Origin of the sequence: Sulfitobacter delicatus (assembly GCF_900102535.1) — a bacterium.
GTDB lineage: Bacteria > Pseudomonadota > Alphaproteobacteria > Rhodobacterales > Rhodobacteraceae > Sulfitobacter > Sulfitobacter delicatus.
Map to the genome: position 1 here is coordinate 1 of NZ_FNBP01000009.1, position 18092 is coordinate 18092.

Here is an 18092-nt window from a genome sequence, read left to right on the forward strand (position 1 = left end):
ACCTTCGATACCTTCTGAAAACCTGGAAGCCTCACACCGCTACGCCCGAACTTGATTCTATATTTTGGAGGTGTCTACAACTTCTAGCAGCTGTAGGTTCAAGCGCGATTGTCGCTAATTGGCTGGCAATCACGGACCTGTGAGGAGGTGGTGAATCTTGTGATGTCTGCCACTTAAAGCTACACCCTCTGTAGCTAATGTGGAGAGCCTGAAATGTTGACCATTGGGACGCTTGCAAAAAAGACCGGTACAAAAGTGCAGACAGTCCGGTATTATGAGCAGATCGGGCTCATGCCAGAACCCGGCAGAACTGAAGGCGGCCAGCGACGATATGGTGATGCCGAGCTTGACCGCCTGTCGTTCGTCCGGCACGCGCGGCAACTGGGGTTCTCGTTGGATGCGATCCGCGAACTGCTCGACCTCAGCGATCACCCGGGAAAATCTTGCGCGGAGGCCGATGCGATTGCCCGCCGGCAGCTTAAGCAAGTTGAGCATCGACTGGCTCGCCTGGAGGCGCTGCGCACGGAATTGAAACGTATGGTGCATGAGTGCAGTGGCGGGCAGACCGCTGACTGCCGTGTGTTAGAGGTGTTGAGAGACCACTCCGAATGCCTGACAAACCATGAAGAGATCGGCGGCTAAGATGCCCGTTGCGTTTGTCTATCCGATCGCGGCGCTTGCCGAAATCGCAGGGTGTTTCGCTATCTAGGCCTGTTGGCACTTTGGGTTTCGCCTGGCACTGCTGCTGTCCTAGCCTTGTTCGGATGGCTCTAGGCGCAGGTGGAAGCTGTCGCCGCGGGACACACATTTACAGCTTATGGTGGCGTCCATATAGCGGCCTCGGTTGTGTGGATGTGGTGGGCAAAAGTAGGCCTGACAGCCGGGAACTGCTCGGGACCGTTATTTGTTTGCTAGGGGCAACAGCCGCACCGCATGAATACTAAGAAATGGGCCCGTTCGGCTCAAGCGAAATCTGGTTCAACTTACTTTGATTCATTCCAGAAAGACGAAAGAACTCCGGAATAATAGCTCGTCGTTTGAGTTTGCAATTCTGCAAGTTCTGGGATTAAGAATAGCGCATGGTAGAGCAGAAGAATGCATCGGAAAGACGCACACTCTGGATCGTTCTGGGGCTGAACATCGGGTTGGCTATCGCCTTCTTTATCTCGGGCGCATTTGGCGATTCAACCGCCCTTATCGCCAATGGTCTCGACAATTTATCAGATAGTTTTGTCTACGGGATCAGTCTCTTTGCCTTGTCCCGATCCGCGAAGTGGAAGCGTGGAGCGGCGAATGTTTCGGGCGGCCTGCTGATCCTTTTCGCCGTCGGCATCCTTTATGATGCTTGGCGTCGCTACGTTGGCGGATCGGATCCTCTTGGCATAATCATGATCATCATGGCACTGGTCGCGGCGGGCATTAACGCGCTCTGCGTTTGGCTGTTGGCACGTATTCGCGATCCAGATGTGAACATCCGCGCGGCGAACACATTCAGCTGGAACGATTTCGCCGCCAATCTCGGCATTGTTGCCGCAGGCTTACTCGTGGCTTGGCTTGGAGCGAATTGGCCCGACCTTATTGTTGGCGTTATTGTTGCTGGCATTGCTGCTTGGGGCGGTGTCGGAATACTGAAAGACGCACATGGTGAACATCATAAGGCTGTTTGCCATGACGATTAGGTAGGGACGTGGGCTTGACCGGAGGGGTAATGACAGTTTAGCGCGCTGTGATTGTTTTTCTTCTGGCCTTTCTACGCTGTCTATCTGATCAAGCGAACGACTGTAATTCGCTCTTATCCTGTCCGATTTAGGAAAAACCTTGGAAGGATTTCACATGACCCTCACACGCCGCCGCCTTCTGGCCTGTTCCGCGAGCTCATTCGTCGCTGCGCCATTCGCAGTTTGGGCTGAAGAAAAGCCTACCATCCACGTGATGAAAGATCCCAATTGCGGGTGCTGTTCGGCTTGGATCGACATCTTGGAAAAAAACGGTTTTGCCGTAACAACTGAACGCAGCTTTGGGACGCTGTTGATCCGGCACAAGTTGGACAGCGGCATCCCGCAGAACATGACCTCGTGTCACACCGGCGAGATTGAAGGCTATATGATCGAAGGTCACGTTCCGCCCGCCGACATCCGCAAACTGCTGGCCGAGCGTCCAGATGCCATCGGCCTTGCCGTGCCGGGGATGCCCTATGGCTCACCAGGTATGGGGTCAGAAGATGAACGCGAAGCCTATGAGGTCTTTCTAATCTTTAGGGACGGCAGCACAAAAGTGTTTTCGCATTACGACGCTGCATAGGGCACTGCGCTGAAACTTGCTGCAAAGTATGGTGACAGGAACCTCAGTGTCCATCTTTTGGTTTGCACTGTGTCAACCAAAGCAAGGAGCAAGATCATGCAAGTTCAGGACATCATGACGAGCAATCCCACCTGCTGCGACCCCGATACTTCGATTCAGGAAGCCGCTGCCCTTATGGCTGAAAAGTCTGTCGGCTCCATTCCGGTGCTCAATGACGCCGGTGAGCCCGTTGGCATCGTGACGGACCGCGATATCTGCTGTGGTGCCGTTGCGCAGCGCAAGACGGTTGAAACACCGGTTTCAGAAGTCATGTCGAACGACCTTCTGACAGTCTCTGCTGACGACGACGTTGAGAGCTGTTGCAACAAGATGGAAGAAAAACAGGTTCTGCGTAGCGTGGTCACCGACGAAAGCGGTAAATGCTGTGGCGTCGTCGCCCAAGCGGATGTCGCCCGGGAGGCCGGTGAAGCGGAGACCGCAGAGTTGGTGGAAGAAGTTTCGCAACCCAAGAAGAAATCGGGCTGCTGCTGACAACGTAATGAGCCCAACGGTTCATCCGGATAAGGGCTTTCAGTTTTTTGCCAATGGAAATGATCAGAACGCGGTGTAGGACCGCGTTCTGATCGAACTAACAGAAAGAGGCGCGGCCGATGGCTCACGATCACGCTCATATAGATCCCGAGAGTGGTGACCGCAGGGTATCCATTGCGATTTGGGCGAACGCGCTGCTTACGGCGGCACAGATCGTTGGCGGGATTTTCGCCGGTTCGTTGGCGCTTATTGCTGATGCGCTGCATAACTTTTCTGACATGGCCTCATTGGTCATCGCCTTTGTCGCCCGAAAAATCGCGCGACGTCCAGCGGATGAACGCATGACCTTCGGCTATGGCCGGATCGAAGTCGTTGCCGCCCTGATCAACTACACCACGCTTATCCTTGTCGGGCTTTACCTGATCTATGAAGGCGGGATGCGCATGATTGACCCGCCGCAAGTGGCGGGTTGGACTGTCGTGATTTTGGGCGGGGTCGCGCTTGTAGTCGACACTCTTACGGCGCTGCTGACCTACTCAATGCAAAAGGGCAGCGTGAACATCAGAGCGCTGTTCCTGCACAATTTATCGGATGCTTTGGCTTCAGTTGCCGTAATCATCGGCGGCATCCTGATCATCCTTTACGATCTTCGGTGGGTTGATCCGGCCATCACCATCGGCATTGCCCTTTATATCCTATACCTCGCTCTAACTGAGATCGGCGATCCTATACGTATGCTGATGCTGGGCAGCCCGCCTGACATGGATGCGGGTGCGGTGGTTGAAGCGATGACGAACGTCGAGGGTGTGCGCGATGTGCATCACGTTCACCTATGGCAAATGCAGGAACATGAGGTCGCACTCGATTGTCATGTGGTTTTGGAGGGAACAGGTCTCGAGGACCTTGAGTCTGCAAAAGATACCCTCAAAGGAATATTGGCAGACGACTTTGGCATCACCCATTCAAGCCTTGAGTTTGAAACCCTCGGCAATGCGCATGAGAATGCATCACTGTTCGGTCATGCGGATCGGCGAAAGAGTAAAGGCGAAGGAACCGGCACAGATTGAGCGGCAGCCGAACTCGCGAAGGCTGCGCGCCGCCTTGAGCAACGTCCCGCCCATATGAGCGCATTCCGCCATTCTTCCGCTTTCCTTTTTCGACCAAGGATCGACATTTCAACAACGTGCTCCTATATCACCATCATGCGCATTTTGCTTCGCCTTGCCACGTTCTGCCTATCACTCGTTCTCCTAACGGGTGCGTTGGCGCATGATCTGGCGGCGGCGAATATGTCGATAGAGATGTCCGGCATGACCGTATCCTCGACAAGTGATCAGGGCGAAGCCTGCGCAGCTTGTTTGCCAGGGGAGCAAAGCGAGGTTGTCTGCGACATAGATTGCACAGCTCCCGTATTTGTTTATTCGCAGATGCATCAGTCATCCATAGAGAGCGTTCAGCGCTTCTTCATGCCTGCGCCAGCGGATCTCAGCCTTGCCGGGCTTAATCCCGGGTCTGATCCTTTCCCACCAAGAACCACCTTCCTGAGTTGACCGGCCGCACCGAAGGGTGACGGCCCGGTCTCGCGTTGTCTGCTGCCAAGCGGCAGCAAAGCGATCGACCCTATCCGTCACTTTCGGGAACGACCTTCATGTCACTTTATCAATCGCGCGATATTTCGCGTAGACGCATGCTGTCCAGCGGACTCGCTGCCATGGGTGCGGCGCTGACCCTACCTCATGTGTCATATGCAACCACTCAGGGGGCTTCGATCCGGGCCCTCGGATACGACGGCAACTCATTGATCGTCGCGTCTGAGCATGCTCTCTGGCGCGTCTCCACCGCAAATCAAATAAGCGAACGGCCACTTGATCACACAGTCACCGCGATCGCCAGCCACCCCGAGGCTTCGGGCAGTCTCTTTGCGGCGGTCGAGCCAACCGGTCTCTTGCGCAGCCGCGACGGCGGGCGCACGTGGACCAACGCAGGTGCAGGTTTGCCTCCAGTCCGGGTTACTGCTCTGACCCAAGCGGCCCTTGAGCCAGGTTTGGCCTATGCTGCGCTTGCGGGTGACGGGCTCTGGCGCAGCGAAGACGCCGGGGAAAGCTGGGAGTTCGTGATGGACCGGCCCTATCTGAACGGAGCCGAGCAGGAGGTGCTCACGCTCGTTTCTGTGGGAAATCCGACTGGCATGGGCGGCATCTGGCTATATGCCGGAACTGAGGCAGGACTAACCCGCGTGCCCGATTGCTTTTGTCGCTGGCAGGATGTGACGGCGGGTAATGCCATGGATGCTCTGGTCGAGGGTAAAGCGCTGCCGCCCACGACACCGCTGCCTGTAGGGCAGCCTGTCCCACATCTCGCGCTCTCGCCCAAAGCACCGGAGCAACTCTACGTGGGCCTCGACAGTGGCCTTTGGACTTCGGCAGACGCAGGGGTGAATTGGTCGCTGGTTGCTGATGGAAAAATCGACGCACTGGCTGTCGATCCTGCCGATCCTCAGCGTCTGACCGTCGTTCGCGACGGCAATCTTTCTGTCAGCCGCGATGGCGGCCTGACGTTCGACACTCTCGACATCTTTGAAGGAGACAAAAATTGAACAGTAAATTCACCCTCGGCACGGTTGCCGCAATCACAGCCGCCGGCATCATTGGTTTTGCCACCTTCGGCATGGCCGAAAGCGACAGAGCGCCTGACACGGATACCGCTGCGATCACCGTTCCGGCTGACCGCCAGATGACCATTTGGCGCGATCCGTCCTGTGGCTGCTGTGACGCCTATGCCGATTATGCAGAAGAAAACGGTTATCATGTCACCCGCATTGACGACCGCGATTTTGACAAGCGTTCTGTCGAAGTTGGCGTGCCAGAACAGGGGCTCGGTTGCCACCTCGCTGAGGTCGATGGCTATTACATCAGTGGTCTGGTCCCTGTGGAGGTCATTCAACGCCTAACGTCTGAACGCCCCGAGATCACCGGCATTACGCTGCCGGGTATGCCCAGCAACGCACCCGGCATGGCGGGCAAGAGTGGCACCCTCAAGACCTATGCCTTCGGCGAGGACGGCGTGGCCGTGTATTCAAATGAGTGAGGATGGAATGATGGAAATGATGAACGGATCTATGATGAATGGGCCGATGTCGGCCGGAATGATGATCGGCTGCGGCCTGTTGTTCCTTTTGGTGCTGGCGGTGCTGGTTCTGGGCGTGTTGGCTCTGGTCAAATACCTGAGGCGCTCGGCATGAGAGCGTTGATCGTAGCCGCTGTGGTTGGCATCACGGGCGCCGCTGCGGTTGCTGTCTGGGCCGGGGGGAAGGAAGACGCCCCCCCGGCGCTCACCGTGCTTGGCGTGCCTGTGGATGCGGAAATGCTCGATCAGGGCGCTGACCTCTATGCGGAGAACTGTGCCTCCTGCCACGGCGCAGACCTCGAGGGCCAACCGGACTGGCGCAGGCGGCTCGACAATGGTCGCATGCCCGCGCCGCCGCATGATGAAACGGGCCATACATGGCACCATGCCGATCAGCAGCTTTTCGACATTACCAAGAACGGGCTGGCCTCGGTCGTGCCGGGTTATGAAAGCGACATGCCCGTGTTCGAGGGCATTCTGAGTGACGCGGAAATCACAGCGATCCTTGGCTATATCAAGAGCACATGGCCCGAGCGTGAACGCAATTATCAGGCCGAGATCACCTCGAAGAACGAGGAAGGATCATGAGCAACCAGGATCAAGCTGCGCCCAAGTGGCGATGGTCCCTTCTGATCGCCGCGCTTCCTGCGGCGGTCTTCGCGGCCATCGCGGCGGCTTTCCTATGGGGACTGTTTAACAATGAAGACAGCCTTCCGAGCACCATGATCGGCCGGGACATCCCAGAGTTTGATTTGCCTCCAATCGAAGGACGCGAAAACGGCTTGTCGACATCAGATCTCCGCGGCGAAGTTTCACTCGTAAATGTCTGGGCCTCCTGGTGCGTGCCATGCCGGGTCGAGATGCCGCTGCTGGTGGAGCTTTCTCAGACCGGCAGCGTGTCAATCCACGGCATCAATCTAAAGGACAAGCCAGCCGCTGCACGCAGGTTTCTCGCAGAACTCGGCGATCCCTATGACCGGATCGGTGCGGATAGCTCTGGCCGGGCCTCTATTGACTGGGGCGTTTACGGAGTGCCGGAAACCTTTGTGATCGATTCAAAAGGGCGCATTGCTTACAAACATGTTGGCCCCTTCAACCGGCACTCTCTGGAAAACGATATTCTTCCAGTGGTGCGGCGTTTGCAACAGGAGCAGGGGGCATGAAGCGGCGCGGTTTTCTTGGCGGCGCACTGGCGCTCGGGGCCACGCCGGCTGCGGCGCGTCCGGTCATGGCCGAGCACAACGCGCCCTTACCAATGCTCTCGCCGCCGATCACCGACGGGAGGGGCCGGGACCTGACTTTGGCAGATTTCCGGGGACGCACGGTGTTGCTTAACATCTGGGCGACATGGTGCGCCCCTTGTCGTGATGAGATGCCAACCCTCGACAGACTACAGGCAAAGCTTGGCGGGCCAGAGTTTCATGTGCTCGCCTTGTCGATCGACCGGGGTGGTTTCGACACCGTCCGCGCATTCTATTCCGACATCGGCATTCAGCATCTTGCTCTCTACGCCTCGGATCAATTGAGGGCGATGATGGCTCTTGGCGTGGTCGGCTTACCGACGACACTTCTTGTTAGCGCCGAAGGCCGCGAAGTCGCCCGCAAAGTGGGACCGGCCGATTGGGACAGCCCGGCGGTAATCTCTCAAATCAAGCACGTCGTTTCAAAAGGATGAACCCAACAGTGACCCAAATTTCAAACAACGATAGGTCAGCAAGTGCGATCCCCGTGCCTTCGCGGCGACAGACCCTCATGCTGACTGGCTTTGCCGCTATCAGTGGCGGCGCTGCGCTCAACTGGGACTGGCTGACTGCTGTTGGTGCGGCACCTTTGATCCTTAGCCTCGCTCCTTGTGCCGCTATGTGCGCTCTGGGGCTTTGCATGCGCGGCGGCTCTGCCGGCTGCGCCAAAAACGATCCGACAACCAAGCCGGACACCACGACAGACTAATTCTCAACCCAAGAAGGAACTGACATGACTTACAAAATGAAAATCACCGCTGCTGCCCTGACCGGCATGATGTTGGCCGCTCCCATCGCTCAGGCACAAGATGCAAAACCAGAAGCGGGCGATATGCCGATGGCCGAAGGTCACAGCATGAACGGCGAGATGTCCGGCATGAAAAACATGGAAGGCATGAAGGGTATGGAAGACATGATGCCCATGATGAAAATGATGTCTGATATGGGGCCGATGATGGAAGCCTGCACAGAGATGATGCAGTCCATGACCGACCACATGAATTCTGCGCATGGCGAAGATCAAAAGGGCTGAACCTCGGTCCGCCCGTCTGACTGGCGGGCGGATCATTCTATTGAAAGAAGTATCATGACTAAGATTACGCCGGCCCGTCGTCGGCTAAGCATTGCCCTGTGGGCGAGTGCTATCGCTGCCGCCGTGCTTGTTGCGGGCCTTGCCCTGCTGCGCCCGGACCACGTTCCTGCCGGCCAAGCGGTCTATCGCGGCGACGCTGACATCCGTTCAGAATTCTCGTTGCTCGACCACAACGGTCAGGTCGTTAGCCAAAAGGACTACGCAGGCCGCTGGCAGCTTGTGTTTTTTGGCTTCACCCACTGCCCAGATATCTGTCCAACCACCTTGGCATATATGGGTAACGTGCTGGAACTGCTGGGCCCTGAAGCTGATGAGATTGCTCCGCTCTTCGTGACGGTCGATCCAGAGCGCGATACGCCTTCGGTTCTGAAGGAGTATGTCGCGAATTTTCACCCGAATCTGATCGGGTTGACCGGAAGCGAGGACCAAATCGCCGAGGCGACCGAGGCCTTCAAGGTTTACAACGAGAAAATTCCCGCAGAAACGGCGCCCCACGGATACATGATGGCCCACGCCGGCCATATTTACCTGATGAACCGCAAGGGTGAGTTTGACGCTGTTTTTCTTGAAAGCGCGCAACCAGCTGAGGAGATGGCCGAACAAATCTCCATGCGTATCGCGAAAGAGAAACGGACCCAATGACCCAAAAATACACCCCCATCACATGGCGCAGCGCCCTCTTACTTGTTGCCAGCCTACTTTTGGCCTCACCGGTTTTTGCCGATCATCCGGGTGAGAACCTTAATCAGGTGATGGCTGCCAAGGAAGCCGCCTTCGAACCGATCTTGCCCGGCGACGCACCAGACCTCGCTTGGATAGGGGCGGCGCATGAAAGCACATCCCTCAATGCTTTGAGGGGAAAGATCGTGGTTCTGAGCTTTGTGCCCGAAGGTTGTGGCGATCCTTGTGAGGCACAACAAGCTACGCTCACCGAAACGCTCACTGCGCTCAACTCCAGCGCGATGCGCGATATGGTGGTCTTTGTTACCCTTAGCGACGAGCCGCAAAGCGGTCCCGCTACGCAGAACAGGATATTCGCGCGGACGCCAGACCCTGAAAAACTTAGTCATCCAAACGCTGCTCTCGCTGGGGTAAGCGAACGGAAAGACCTAACCCCTCAGGTCCATCTGCTGAACCGCGCAGGCCAGCAGGTCGGCATTTTTCACGGCGCTGATTTTGAGCCGCTTAACCTCTTGCTCTATATCAATGTGCTGACCAACACCCATCCTCATGCTGAACCCAGCTTCTGGCAGCGAATGACTGGATGGTTCTTATGAAATCTTACAGCACGATCACGGGACCCCATTGGCTTTCCGCACTTCGGCGTTTTGCCGTAATCACCTTCCTGGGGCATCTTATTTGGGAGGCCGCACATATTCCACTTTATACCATCTGGGTTGAGGGAACGTGGGGTGAGATTATCTTTGCTGCCGTGCATTGCACCGGAGGCGATCTACTGATCGCCATGAGCAGCATATTGCTTGCCCTGTTCTTCTTTGGCACCGGCTCTTGGCCGCAAAGGCGGGTATATCCTGTTTTAGGCGCAATGATGGTGATGGGGCTTGGCTACACGGTTTTCAGCGAATGGCTAAATATCGAAGTGCGCGAAGCATGGGCCTACCGCGAGATCATGCCGGTCATTCCGATCATCGACGCCGGGCTAACCCCCATGTTGCAATGGATCTTCGTTCCTCTCGCGGCCTACTTCGGCGCGGTTAGGCATTCCTCCCGCAAGGTAGACGTGCCTGATGCTTGATGTCTCCTCTCTCGGGCTCATAGCGGCTTTGCTCGCCGGGATAATCTCCTTTGTGTCACCTTGCGTCTTACCTTTGGTGCCCGGCTATGTCTCCTATATCGCGGGACGAACTGGGGTTACTGGGGCGCATCGCAGCCGCAAACAAGCGGTTTGGTTAAGCTTCTGCTTCGTAGTGGGGTTTTCGACGATTTTCATAGGACTCGGGGCTTCGGCAACGGCTCTGGGGCAAGTGCTGCTGCGTTGGCGGTTCGAGTTAAACCTGATTGGCGGCGCAATCGTAATCCTTTTTGGGCTGTTCATGCTCGGGGCCGCCCGCATTCAGGCCATGGAACGTGACATGCGTTTCGACATTGACCTTCCCGGCGGGCAGCCGGTGGCATCCTACGTTCTGGGGCTTGCTTTCGGCTTTGGTTGGACCCCATGTATCGGACCGATCCTGGGTGCGATCCTGACAGCAAGTGCTGCCAGCGCCACAGTATCAGAAGGGATCGGATTGTTGGCTGTCTACTCAGCCGGCCTTGGCGTGCCATTCCTCATCGTTGCGGCTTTTACGGAGCAGGTTGCGGCCCGTCTGCGTGCCATCGGCTCTGTCGGGCGACGGCTCCATCAGGTGGCGGGGGGGATTATGGTCGTTATGGGGCTCACTATGATGACCGGACAGCTCAGTGCTTTCTCATGGTGGCTCTTGGAAACCTTCCCGATGCTGGGGCGGATCGGCTGAACTTTATTTGGAACCTTCCAGGGCTGGAAAGTGATTGTCCTCTTATAGGGTTAGTTTCGACCAGCAATAGATAGGGAAAAGAGATGATGGACGGTGATATGATGGGCGGCGGGATGATGTTTGGGATGGGGATCGGCTGGCTTTTGATCATCGTGATCCTCATTTTGGTGATCGCAGCTCTGGTTAAATATCTACGCAAGTAAAGCAGGAGACTGGCAATGAAGGAGTCCGACAAGCCAGTCATCGTCGTCACCGGTTCAAGCGGCTACCTCGGGGCGGCGGTCGTCAAACGATTGCACGAAAAATACCGTGTCGTTGGACTGGACCGCCATTCACCGCCTCATCCCCCGCATCAGGCCGAATGTATCTGCTTTGCTGGATACCTCATTCCTCGAACTGCCCAGCCCCTGTCATGCTTTTTTGAGCAGACGGTTCTCGAGTGTTAGGTCGGCCGCGCATTCTTTCAGAGCCATGGCTTCCGATCTCAACTCCTTCACCTCAGGGATGTCGCCTGACGCGCTGTCTCGCCGGAAAGACGACGATTTCCAGTCTCAAGGAATTCCTTCGACCAAGTGCAGTACAGGCTGTCAGAGATGCCCTTGCGGCGACATAACGCCGAGATGCTTTCCTCCCCGCGCAATCCGGCTAAAACAATTCTGATTATCTCCTCCGCCGAGTAGGTCTGGCGGTCTTACGGCGGAAGTTCTTGACCAGCTTGTTTGCTGCGTCTTTCGATGTTCCGGGCTTCTTGTTCATCTTCGCTCCTTAAAAGCTACGATGAACCAAAAACACTCCGTCGTTCAAATTCTAAAATCTGTCCCCCGGGGTGCTGGTGTCAGGCAGCGGACGCTTAACGATCGAAGCGTTACGCTAGCGTAAAGACGTTGGTGCGACTTCAAAAATAGATTGGAGAAACCGACAAGGATTGGTCCCAATACATTTCAGTATGACGCACAACTCGACCACATCTAAACGACGTTCTCCCAACTCATACTTGGCTACGTAAGAAGGAGGCTTTCCTAGCATTTTCGCAAGCTCAGCTTGTGAAAGTGCTGCAGCCTTCCGGCTTTCGATCAATTTTTTGCGGAAAACCAAGTATGTCTCCGTGTGCGCGGCGCCTGCCAATGTTTTGCTCCAATCGTGCTCGACAGGGTGCAATACGTTGGTTAGTCAGGCACTCCCAAAATAGGAGTGATTCGTGTCCCCAATAAATGGCCAACTTTCTGCCCTCGGTCTAAGCAATGATCTTGTTCTGCCCTTTTTACTCGTTTGGTATGGTTGGCTTTCTAAAGAGCAAGCTGGCGTTGCGAAAAAGCGGCGGCTCATAGTTATCAAGTGCAAGCTATCTGCCGAACCTGATGGAGGGCGTGCGTTTCTAACAGAGCGCGGGAGACGCAAGTTAAAGGCTTTTTTTGCAACCGACGTAGATCACGAAATGGCGTACGTTTATGCTACCTATCTAAAGGAGTACGGCAAGGTCAGCTCTGATCGTTGGTGCATGTACGCGGGCACTCCTCTCGGAGGCGGAGCAAGCGGGTTTGATTGGTATCACAATAAGGAAAATCTCATGCCATAAGGGCTTTTCGCTGACCTGCTCCCCTTAGTCCGCTATTTTGAGTTAGCTCTGTTCAGGTCTGGGTCTTTTACTAACCGTTGGTGATGCTCTCACGGAATGAGCCCGTCGAGGCTCGTGTGTGGGCGATGGGGATTGTAGTCCTCGCGCCAGGCAGAGAGCAGGTCCCGGGCTTGGCGCAGGTCGGCGAACAAATGCTCGCTGAGGCATTCGTCCCGCAGACGGCCATTGAAGCTTTCCACGAAGCCGTTCTGCATAGGTTTTCCGGGGGCGATGTAGTGCAATTCGACGCATCGCTCCTCCTGCCATTGCAAGATGGTGTTCGATGTTAGCTCCGTTCCATAGCACGTAGGGAAGAAGCGCCGCTGAGAGGTTCTAGCAGCTTCCGCAACCCTCAAATTGCGCAGCGGCTAGCCATAACCGGGTCTCAGGTCTCAACAGTGGTTTTGCATAACCACACCGCTGAGGAGACCGGCAATGGCGGCTATCTATGCTACCCTTGTCAACCGTGTTGGTCGCCATCGACATGAGGTTCTGATCAGCACTCCCGGCAAGTAGCGCCGCCGCCGCATATCGATCATGAACACGCTGGAAGATTTCGACCGCTTAGCCATAAATCCCGCCAGCTACGCCCGCAACAAGAGCTGCGGTTTGCCGGGAAGGCCCAGTAGGTCAGCCCACATCACACGTGAGCAAAATCGTGTTACTCGACTGGTTGTCGGTACATCTGTGGAATCACCACATACAAATCGACATGGCCGACACACTATTACTGCGGCGCAACGGCTGCGCACCGAACCGACCCGATCTGAGAAATCTGCAAACAGACACACCTTTCAATCTTGTGAGCCCGAGATTCTGGGTGGAAAACTCTGTATCACCTATTAGGTGACGATCTGGACGCTCGCCGATAGGTTGCGATTGGGAAGAAAAAAAATATACCCATGGAGAATACTGTTAAGGTTGCAGTTTCAGAACGCGCCGATCTACCTGATTATAAAGAAAATTTACTCGCTCACTCACTCACCGGGTAGAAAAACAAGTTAAATACGATCTCGGCGCTGCATAAATCCATGCGCGGCTCGGATCCGGATGCGGCGCTCTATTGGCTGGGGCGGATGTTAGAGGGCGGCGAAGACCCGCGCTATCTGATGCGGCGGATCACCCGCATGGCCGTGGAGGATGTAGGCCTCGCCGATCCGCAGGCGCAGGCCTTTTGTCTGCAAGCTTGGGAGACCTATGAGCGGCTTGGCAGTCCCGAGGGCGAATTGGCCATCGCGCAGGCGCTGACCTACATCTGCCTCGCGCCCAAGTCGAACGCCGTCTACAAAGCCTATAAAGGCGCGCGCAAGCTGGCGCGCAGCACCGGGTCAGAGCCACCGCCGAAGCATATCCTTAACGCGCCGACCAAGCTGATGAAGGACCAAGGCTACGGCAGCGGCTACGCCTATGACCATGACGCCGAGGACGGGTTTTCGGGGCAAAACTACTTTCCCGACACGATGGAACGTCCCAGTCTCTACGAGCCGGTTGAGCGCGGGTTCGAGCGCGAGTTGAAAAAGCGACAGGATTACTTCGCGGGGCTGCGCGCCAAGCGGAAAACTTGACTTTGGCGGCACCGCACGCGATGGGGTGTCGATGATGAAAACACTGATCATGGTGGCCCTCGGCGGCGCTCTGGGCGCGAGCCTGCGGTTCCTTGTTGGTCTCGCGGTCGGCTTTCCTTTGGGCACTTTGGCGGTCAATGTCGTAGGCTCTTTGGCCATCGGAATGGTCTGGGTGCTGCTGGCGGAAAAATCGACCCTGCTGCTGCCCTTTCTGATGACGGGATTGCTGGGCGGTTTCACGACCTTTTCGGCGTTTTCACTCGATACCCTGCGGCTGCTCGAAGCGGGCCGGGCAGGGGTCGCATTTTCATATGTGGGGGCCTCGGTGATCTTGTCGCTGGCCGCCTGTTTGCTGGGCCTCTGGGTGGCCCGAGAGGTGTTGGCATGAGCCGCGTACAAACCATTACCGTCGCCGTGGGCGATGGCGACCAACGGCTGGATCGTTGGTTCAAGCGGATGTTTCCGCAGATCAATCAGGGGCTCATCGAAAAGATGTGCCGCAAGGGTGAAATTCGCGTCGATGGGGGCCGGGTGAAGGCCAACACAAGGCTGGAAGCGGGCCAAGAGGTGCGCGTGCCGCCGCTGCCCGATAGCGCGCCCCCGCCGCCGCCTAAGCGGACGCGGATCACCGATGCCGATGCCAAGATGATCCGCAACTGCGTGATCTACCGCGATGATCATGTGATTGCGTTGAACAAGCCGCCGGGCTTGGCGGTGCAGGGCGGCTCGGGGCAGGCGGATCGCCATGTCGATGCGCTGTCCGAGGCGCTGATCTTTGATGCCGAGGAAAAGCCGCGTCTGGTGCACCGGTTGGACCGGGACACCTCTGGCGTGCTGCTGCTGGCGCGGACCCGTTTGGCGGCCAAGGCGCTGACGGCGGCCATGCGCCACCGCGAGACGCGCAAGATTTACTGGGCCATCGTGGCTGGTGTGCCGACGCCGTACTTGGGCGAGATCAAATATGGCCTCGTTAAAGCCGGCGGCCACGGACGCAGCGGTGAGGGCGAGAAAATGATCGCCGTGCATCCGCGTGACATGGACGCGACGCCCGGAGCGAAGCGGGCGCACACGCTTTACGCCACGCTCTTCCGCGTCGGCTCGCGCGCCTCTTGGGTGGCGATGGAGCCGGTTACGGGCCGCACCCACCAGCTGCGCGCGCATATGGCCGAGATCGGGCATCCGATTGTTGGCGATGGCAAATACGGCGGCTCGGGGCAGGAAAATCTTGGCGATGGCTGGGGCGCGCAACTGGGCGGGATCATCTCGAAAAAGCTGCACCTGCACGCGCGGATGATGCGTTTTGAGCATCCCCATACCCGCAAGACCGTCACCATCACCGCTGAGCTGCCCGAGCATATGGCGCATAGCTGGGACACCTTTGGCTGGACCGAAGATCTGGCGGATGAGGACCCTTTCGAGGCGCTGCAATGAGCCGACCTTTGCGGCTGGTGATCTTTGATGTCGATGGCACGTTGGTCGACAGTCAGGGCGATATCGTCGCGGCGATGACGGCGGCTTTTGCGGCCGTCGACGCGCCTGTGCCGTCGCGCTCTGAGGTCCTGTCGATTGTTGGCCTCTCGCTGGATGTGGCGATGACGTTCTTGGCACCGACCCGTTCGGCTGGGGATCACCTGCGTATGGTGGAGGCCTATAAGGACGCCTATATGGCGCTGCGGGCCGAGGCGGGTGTGGCACAGTCTTCGCCGCTCTATCCCGGTGCGCTCGACACCTTGCGCCAGTTGCACGCAGAGCCAGAAGTGCTGCTCGGCGTGGCCACCGGCAAGTCAAAGCGCGGGCTCGATAAGCTGATTGCCGGGCATGGGCTGGAGGGGCTGTTCGTCACCCAGCAGGTGGCAGATTTTCATCCCTCGAAGCCGCATCCGTCGATGATCCATCAAGCGATGGCGGACGCAGGCGTTGAGCCGGAGGCGACTGTGATGATCGGCGATACCTCTTTCGATATGGATATGGCCGCCGCCGCCGGCGTGACCGGGATCGGCGTGAAATGGGGCTATCATAGCGCCGACAAGTTGGTCGCAGCGACGCATCTGGTCGATGACTATGCCGCGTTGCCGACCCTGCTAGAACAGATCTGGAGCATTCCTGCATGAGTGACTGGAAAGCCAAACGCTTTTGGAAAGACGCAGCGGTGGTTGAGGTCGAAGGTGGCTTTACCGTCGAACTGGATGGCCGCCGCGTGAAGACACCTGCGAAACGTCCCCTGACCTTGCCGACCCGCGCGATGGCCGAGGCTGTCGCTGCCGAATGGCAGGCGCAGGAGAAACAAATCGACCCGCGCACCATGCCGGTGACCAAAACAGCCAATGCTGCGATCGATAAGGTTGCGGTGCAAAAAGATGAGGTCGTCGAAATGCTGGCCGCCTATGGCGACAGCGACCTGCTCTGCTACCGCGCGGAAAGCCCAGAGGAATTGGTGGCCCGTCAAGACGCGCTGTGGGATCCGATGCTCGACTGGGCTGCGGCGCATCTCGGCGCAAAGCTAGCGCCCCGCCGCGGTATCATGCACGCGCCGCAAGACCCTCAGGCGCTGGCGGAACTGTACCGCCGTACTGCGGCGCTCGACGCGTTCGAACTGGCAGCCTTTCATGACCTCGTGAGCCTGACCGGCTCGCTGGTGCTGGGCTTTGCCGCGCTTGAGCAATCCCACGCGCCCGAAGACATCTGGACCCTGTCGCGTTTGGACGAGACTTGGCAGGCGGAGCAATGGGGCCGCGATGACATTGCCGAGGCCGAAGCCGAGATCAAACGGCAAGCCTTTTTGCACGCCTGCGCAATGATCGTACTTTGTCGGGCGGCTTAGCGTTCAAATGATACCCTCGCGGCATCCTAGATGTTAGCGCCCAAATTTTGCCCAACGCGCACTTGACCTTCAAAGCTGAATCCGCCCACACTGTTTTTCATTGAGCAGGGGCAACCCTGCGCAAGATCGCCGCCGGCGTCTTTGATGCCGGATTAACCGCCAGTGAACTTGGCGGACTATCAGGAAGAGGTAAAAATGAAAAAAACCGTAATTTTTGGCGCGCTGACCGTTGCTGGTCTTGCTGCCGGCGCTGCTGGCGCCGCGACGCTTGACGACGTTAAAGCACGTGGCAAGCTGAACTGTGGCGTGACCACCGGCCTGGCCGGCTTCGCTGCCCCCAACGCCAATGGCGAATGGGAAGGTTTCGACGTGGCCGTCTGCCGTGCCGTTGCCGCCGCTGTTCTGAACGACAAGAACGCCGTGGAATTCGTGCCGACAACCGGCAAGACCCGCTTCACCGCGCTGGCATCGGGCGAGATCGACTTCCTCGCACGGAACACCACATGGACCTTCAGCCGTGACACCGACCTGAAATTCGATTTCATCGGCGTGAACTACTACGATGGTCAGGGCTTCATGGTGCCCAAGGCGCTTGGCGTCTCCTCGGCCAAGGATCTCGACGGCGCGACCGTCTGCATCCAGACCGGTACAACAACCGAGCTGAACCTCGCGGACTTCTTCCGCAAGAACAACATCAGCTACGAGCCCGTTCCGGTTGAAACCAACGCCGAAGGCCAGCAGCAGTACCTTGCCGGTGCCTGCGACACCTACACAACAGACGCTTCCGGCCTCGCCGCGACACGCGCAACCTTCGAGAATCCCGATGAGCACGTGCTGCTGCCCGAGATCATCTCGAAAGAGCCGCTCGGCCCGCTGGTCCGTCACGGCGACAACGACTGGGGCGACATCACCCGCTGGGTGCTGAACGCACTGATCGCAGCTGAGGAGCTGGGCATCACCTCCGCCAACATCGAAGAGATGGCTGGCAACACCAACAACCCCGAAGTTGCTCGCCTGTTGGGCACCGAAGGTACGCTGGGTGAGATGATTGGCCTCGACGCCGAATGGGCCAAGCGCGCCATCATGGCCGAAGGCAACTACGGCGAAATCTTTGCCAAGAACATTGGCGAAGAGACACCGATCGGTCTGGCCCGTGGCCTGAACGCTCAGTGGACAGACGGCGGCCTGCTCTACGCACCGCCCTTCCGCTAAATATTAGCCAAGGGGCGCAGGAATTCCTGCGCCCCTTGTGCCTCTGACCAAGACAAAACCGAGACGACGAACGAAGCCCCAAACGATAATAAAAACCCACGATCGAACCA

Annotated in this window: 24 protein-coding genes and 4 pseudogenes; 25 read left to right on the forward strand and 3 right to left on the reverse strand. The window is 57.4% G+C overall.

What is annotated here, in order from left to right:
- Nucleotides 1-213 precede the first annotated feature (213 nt).
- The 19 genes and pseudogenes from BLS57_RS14280 to BLS57_RS19980 all read left to right on the forward strand — a co-directional run.
- Complete coding sequence (locus BLS57_RS14280) at nt 214-642, forward strand: MerR family transcriptional regulator (protein WP_067263750.1); 429 nt, start codon at nt 214-216, stop codon at nt 640-642.
- 437 nt (nt 643-1079) lie between these two features.
- A complete protein-coding gene (locus tag BLS57_RS14290; RefSeq protein ID WP_093743398.1) occupies nt 1080-1679 on the forward strand; it encodes a cation efflux transmembrane domain-containing protein in 600 nt (199 codons plus the stop codon).
- Between the two features lie 154 nt (nt 1680-1833).
- Nucleotides 1834-2301, forward strand: coding sequence for a DUF411 domain-containing protein (locus BLS57_RS14295; protein WP_093743399.1), 468 nt, complete (start codon nt 1834-1836; stop codon nt 2299-2301).
- Nucleotides 2302-2397: 96 nt separating this feature from the next.
- A complete protein-coding gene (locus BLS57_RS14300) occupies nt 2398-2832 on the forward strand; it encodes a CBS domain-containing protein (RefSeq protein ID WP_093743400.1) in 435 nt (144 codons plus the stop codon).
- Between the two features lie 119 nt (nt 2833-2951).
- Nucleotides 2952-3899 carry a cation diffusion facilitator family transporter gene (locus tag BLS57_RS14305; RefSeq protein ID WP_093743401.1) on the forward strand — a complete coding sequence of 316 codons (948 nt, stop codon included), beginning with the start codon at nt 2952-2954 and terminating at the stop codon, nt 3897-3899.
- Nucleotides 3900-3953: 54 nt separating this feature from the next.
- Nucleotides 3954-4382, forward strand: a complete 429-nt coding sequence (locus tag BLS57_RS14310; protein WP_208597578.1) for a hypothetical protein — start codon at nt 3954-3956, stop codon at nt 4380-4382.
- 98 nt (nt 4383-4480) lie between these two features.
- The gene (locus tag BLS57_RS14315) at nt 4481-5428 is read left to right on the forward strand and encodes a WD40/YVTN/BNR-like repeat-containing protein (protein ID WP_244153696.1); all 948 of its coding nucleotides are present in this window, start codon (nt 4481-4483) and stop codon (nt 5426-5428) included.
- Nucleotides 5425-5919, forward strand: coding sequence for a DUF411 domain-containing protein (locus tag BLS57_RS14320; RefSeq protein ID WP_093743402.1), 495 nt, complete (start codon nt 5425-5427; stop codon nt 5917-5919). Before BLS57_RS14315 ends, BLS57_RS14320 begins: the two co-directional genes overlap by 4 nt.
- Before the next feature lie 16 nt (nt 5920-5935).
- Nucleotides 5936-6073, forward strand: coding sequence for a hypothetical protein (locus BLS57_RS19775; RefSeq protein WP_162931771.1), 138 nt, complete (start codon nt 5936-5938; stop codon nt 6071-6073).
- On the forward strand, nt 6070-6546 hold the full coding sequence (locus BLS57_RS14325; protein WP_093743403.1) for a c-type cytochrome: 477 nt from the start codon (nt 6070-6072) through the stop codon (nt 6544-6546). Before BLS57_RS19775 ends, BLS57_RS14325 begins: the two co-directional genes overlap by 4 nt.
- Nucleotides 6543-7121 carry a DsbE family thiol:disulfide interchange protein gene (locus BLS57_RS14330; protein ID WP_093743404.1) on the forward strand — a complete coding sequence of 193 codons (579 nt, stop codon included), beginning with the start codon at nt 6543-6545 and terminating at the stop codon, nt 7119-7121. Before BLS57_RS14325 ends, BLS57_RS14330 begins: the two co-directional genes overlap by 4 nt.
- Entirely contained in the window at nt 7118-7633 is a 516-nt protein-coding gene (locus tag BLS57_RS14335) for a TlpA family protein disulfide reductase (protein ID WP_093743405.1), read from the forward strand. The genes BLS57_RS14330 and BLS57_RS14335 overlap by 4 nt, the downstream gene beginning before the upstream one ends.
- An 8-nt stretch (nt 7634-7641) precedes the next feature.
- Nucleotides 7642-7908, forward strand: a complete 267-nt coding sequence (locus tag BLS57_RS14340; RefSeq protein ID WP_093743551.1) for a hypothetical protein — start codon at nt 7642-7644, stop codon at nt 7906-7908.
- A 24-nt stretch (nt 7909-7932) separates the two neighbouring features.
- Nucleotides 7933-8232 carry a hypothetical protein gene (locus BLS57_RS14345; protein WP_093743406.1) on the forward strand — a complete coding sequence of 100 codons (300 nt, stop codon included), beginning with the start codon at nt 7933-7935 and terminating at the stop codon, nt 8230-8232.
- 54 nt (nt 8233-8286) lie between these two features.
- Entirely contained in the window at nt 8287-8934 is a 648-nt protein-coding gene (locus BLS57_RS14350) for an SCO family protein (protein WP_093743407.1), read from the forward strand.
- A complete protein-coding gene (locus BLS57_RS14355; RefSeq protein ID WP_093743408.1) occupies nt 8931-9569 on the forward strand; it encodes a thioredoxin domain-containing protein in 639 nt (212 codons plus the stop codon). The genes BLS57_RS14350 and BLS57_RS14355 overlap by 4 nt, the downstream gene beginning before the upstream one ends.
- Nucleotides 9557-10048 carry a hypothetical protein gene (locus tag BLS57_RS14360; RefSeq protein WP_093743409.1) on the forward strand — a complete coding sequence of 164 codons (492 nt, stop codon included), beginning with the start codon at nt 9557-9559 and terminating at the stop codon, nt 10046-10048. Before BLS57_RS14355 ends, BLS57_RS14360 begins: the two co-directional genes overlap by 13 nt.
- A complete protein-coding gene (locus BLS57_RS14365; RefSeq protein ID WP_093743410.1) occupies nt 10041-10769 on the forward strand; it encodes a cytochrome c biogenesis CcdA family protein in 729 nt (242 codons plus the stop codon). The genes BLS57_RS14360 and BLS57_RS14365 overlap by 8 nt, the downstream gene beginning before the upstream one ends.
- A gap of 218 nt (nt 10770-10987) precedes the next feature.
- Nucleotides 10988-11113: pseudogene (locus BLS57_RS19980) on the forward strand (NAD-dependent epimerase/dehydratase family protein); the annotation flags it as partial.
- A gap of 23 nt (nt 11114-11136) precedes the next feature.
- On the opposite strand, the pseudogene BLS57_RS19985 reads toward BLS57_RS19980, so the two are convergent.
- The 3 genes and pseudogenes from BLS57_RS19985 to BLS57_RS14385 form a co-directional block, all read right to left on the reverse strand.
- Nucleotides 11137-11525: pseudogene (locus BLS57_RS19985) on the reverse strand (transposase); the annotation flags it as partial.
- A gap of 114 nt (nt 11526-11639) precedes the next feature.
- Nucleotides 11640-11927: a helix-turn-helix domain-containing protein gene (locus BLS57_RS14380; RefSeq protein WP_317390561.1), complete on the reverse strand. Its 288-nt coding sequence runs from the start codon at nt 11925-11927 to the stop codon at nt 11640-11642.
- A 507-nt stretch (nt 11928-12434) separates the two neighbouring features.
- Nucleotides 12435-12683, reverse strand: a pseudogene (locus BLS57_RS14385) (integrase core domain-containing protein); the annotation flags it as partial.
- 705 nt (nt 12684-13388) lie between these two features.
- On the opposite strand from BLS57_RS14385, the pseudogene BLS57_RS14390 reads away from it, so the two are divergent.
- The 6 genes and pseudogenes from BLS57_RS14390 to BLS57_RS14415 all read left to right on the forward strand — a co-directional run.
- Nucleotides 13389-13949: pseudogene (locus BLS57_RS14390) on the forward strand (AAA family ATPase); the annotation flags it as partial.
- A 31-nt stretch (nt 13950-13980) separates the two neighbouring features.
- On the forward strand, nt 13981-14337 hold the full coding sequence (locus BLS57_RS14395; protein ID WP_139186652.1) for a fluoride efflux transporter FluC: 357 nt from the start codon (nt 13981-13983) through the stop codon (nt 14335-14337).
- Nucleotides 14334-15380, forward strand: coding sequence for an RluA family pseudouridine synthase (locus tag BLS57_RS14400; protein ID WP_093743414.1), 1047 nt, complete (start codon nt 14334-14336; stop codon nt 15378-15380). Before BLS57_RS14395 ends, BLS57_RS14400 begins: the two co-directional genes overlap by 4 nt.
- A complete protein-coding gene (locus BLS57_RS14405) occupies nt 15377-16060 on the forward strand; it encodes an HAD-IA family hydrolase (RefSeq protein WP_093743415.1) in 684 nt (227 codons plus the stop codon). Before BLS57_RS14400 ends, BLS57_RS14405 begins: the two co-directional genes overlap by 4 nt.
- Nucleotides 16057-16770 (forward strand): ATP12 family chaperone protein, encoded by a 714-nt coding sequence (locus BLS57_RS14410; RefSeq protein ID WP_093743416.1) that lies wholly within the window; start codon nt 16057-16059, stop codon nt 16768-16770. The genes BLS57_RS14405 and BLS57_RS14410 overlap by 4 nt, the downstream gene beginning before the upstream one ends.
- Before the next feature lie 195 nt (nt 16771-16965).
- Nucleotides 16966-17982: an amino acid ABC transporter substrate-binding protein gene (locus tag BLS57_RS14415; protein WP_093743417.1), complete on the forward strand. Its 1017-nt coding sequence runs from the start codon at nt 16966-16968 to the stop codon at nt 17980-17982.
- The last annotated feature ends 110 nt before the right edge of the window (nt 17983-18092 follow it).

Coding starts and splice junctions, on each gene's coding strand:
- BLS57_RS14295 (WP_093743399.1), top strand. CDS start 1,834: ATGACCCTCACACGCCGCCGCCTTCTGGCCTGTTCCGCGAGCTCATTC.
- BLS57_RS14280 (WP_067263750.1), top strand. CDS start 214: ATGTTGACCATTGGGACGCTTGCAAAAAAGACCGGTACAAAAGTGCAG.
- BLS57_RS14360 (WP_093743409.1), top strand. CDS start 9,557: ATGGTTCTTATGAAATCTTACAGCACGATCACGGGACCCCATTGGCTT.
- BLS57_RS14305 (WP_093743401.1), top strand. CDS start 2,952: ATGGCTCACGATCACGCTCATATAGATCCCGAGAGTGGTGACCGCAGG.
- BLS57_RS14290 (WP_093743398.1), top strand. CDS start 1,080: ATGGTAGAGCAGAAGAATGCATCGGAAAGACGCACACTCTGGATCGTT.
- BLS57_RS14405 (WP_093743415.1), top strand. CDS start 15,377: ATGAGCCGACCTTTGCGGCTGGTGATCTTTGATGTCGATGGCACGTTG.
- BLS57_RS14400 (WP_093743414.1), top strand. CDS start 14,334: ATGAGCCGCGTACAAACCATTACCGTCGCCGTGGGCGATGGCGACCAA.
- BLS57_RS14415 (WP_093743417.1), top strand. CDS start 16,966: ATGAAAAAAACCGTAATTTTTGGCGCGCTGACCGTTGCTGGTCTTGCT.
- BLS57_RS14345 (WP_093743406.1), top strand. CDS start 7,933: ATGACTTACAAAATGAAAATCACCGCTGCTGCCCTGACCGGCATGATG.
- BLS57_RS14355 (WP_093743408.1), top strand. CDS start 8,931: ATGACCCAAAAATACACCCCCATCACATGGCGCAGCGCCCTCTTACTT.
- BLS57_RS14330 (WP_093743404.1), top strand. CDS start 6,543: ATGAGCAACCAGGATCAAGCTGCGCCCAAGTGGCGATGGTCCCTTCTG.
- BLS57_RS14325 (WP_093743403.1), top strand. CDS start 6,070: ATGAGAGCGTTGATCGTAGCCGCTGTGGTTGGCATCACGGGCGCCGCT.
- BLS57_RS14315 (WP_244153696.1), top strand. CDS start 4,481: ATGTCACTTTATCAATCGCGCGATATTTCGCGTAGACGCATGCTGTCC.
- BLS57_RS14350 (WP_093743407.1), top strand. CDS start 8,287: ATGACTAAGATTACGCCGGCCCGTCGTCGGCTAAGCATTGCCCTGTGG.
- BLS57_RS14365 (WP_093743410.1), top strand. CDS start 10,041: ATGCTTGATGTCTCCTCTCTCGGGCTCATAGCGGCTTTGCTCGCCGGG.
- BLS57_RS14410 (WP_093743416.1), top strand. CDS start 16,057: ATGAGTGACTGGAAAGCCAAACGCTTTTGGAAAGACGCAGCGGTGGTT.
- BLS57_RS14310 (WP_208597578.1), top strand. CDS start 3,954: ATGAGCGCATTCCGCCATTCTTCCGCTTTCCTTTTTCGACCAAGGATC.
- BLS57_RS14335 (WP_093743405.1), top strand. CDS start 7,118: ATGAAGCGGCGCGGTTTTCTTGGCGGCGCACTGGCGCTCGGGGCCACG.
- BLS57_RS19775 (WP_162931771.1), top strand. CDS start 5,936: ATGATGAACGGATCTATGATGAATGGGCCGATGTCGGCCGGAATGATG.
- BLS57_RS14300 (WP_093743400.1), top strand. CDS start 2,398: ATGCAAGTTCAGGACATCATGACGAGCAATCCCACCTGCTGCGACCCC.
- BLS57_RS14395 (WP_139186652.1), top strand. CDS start 13,981: ATGATGAAAACACTGATCATGGTGGCCCTCGGCGGCGCTCTGGGCGCG.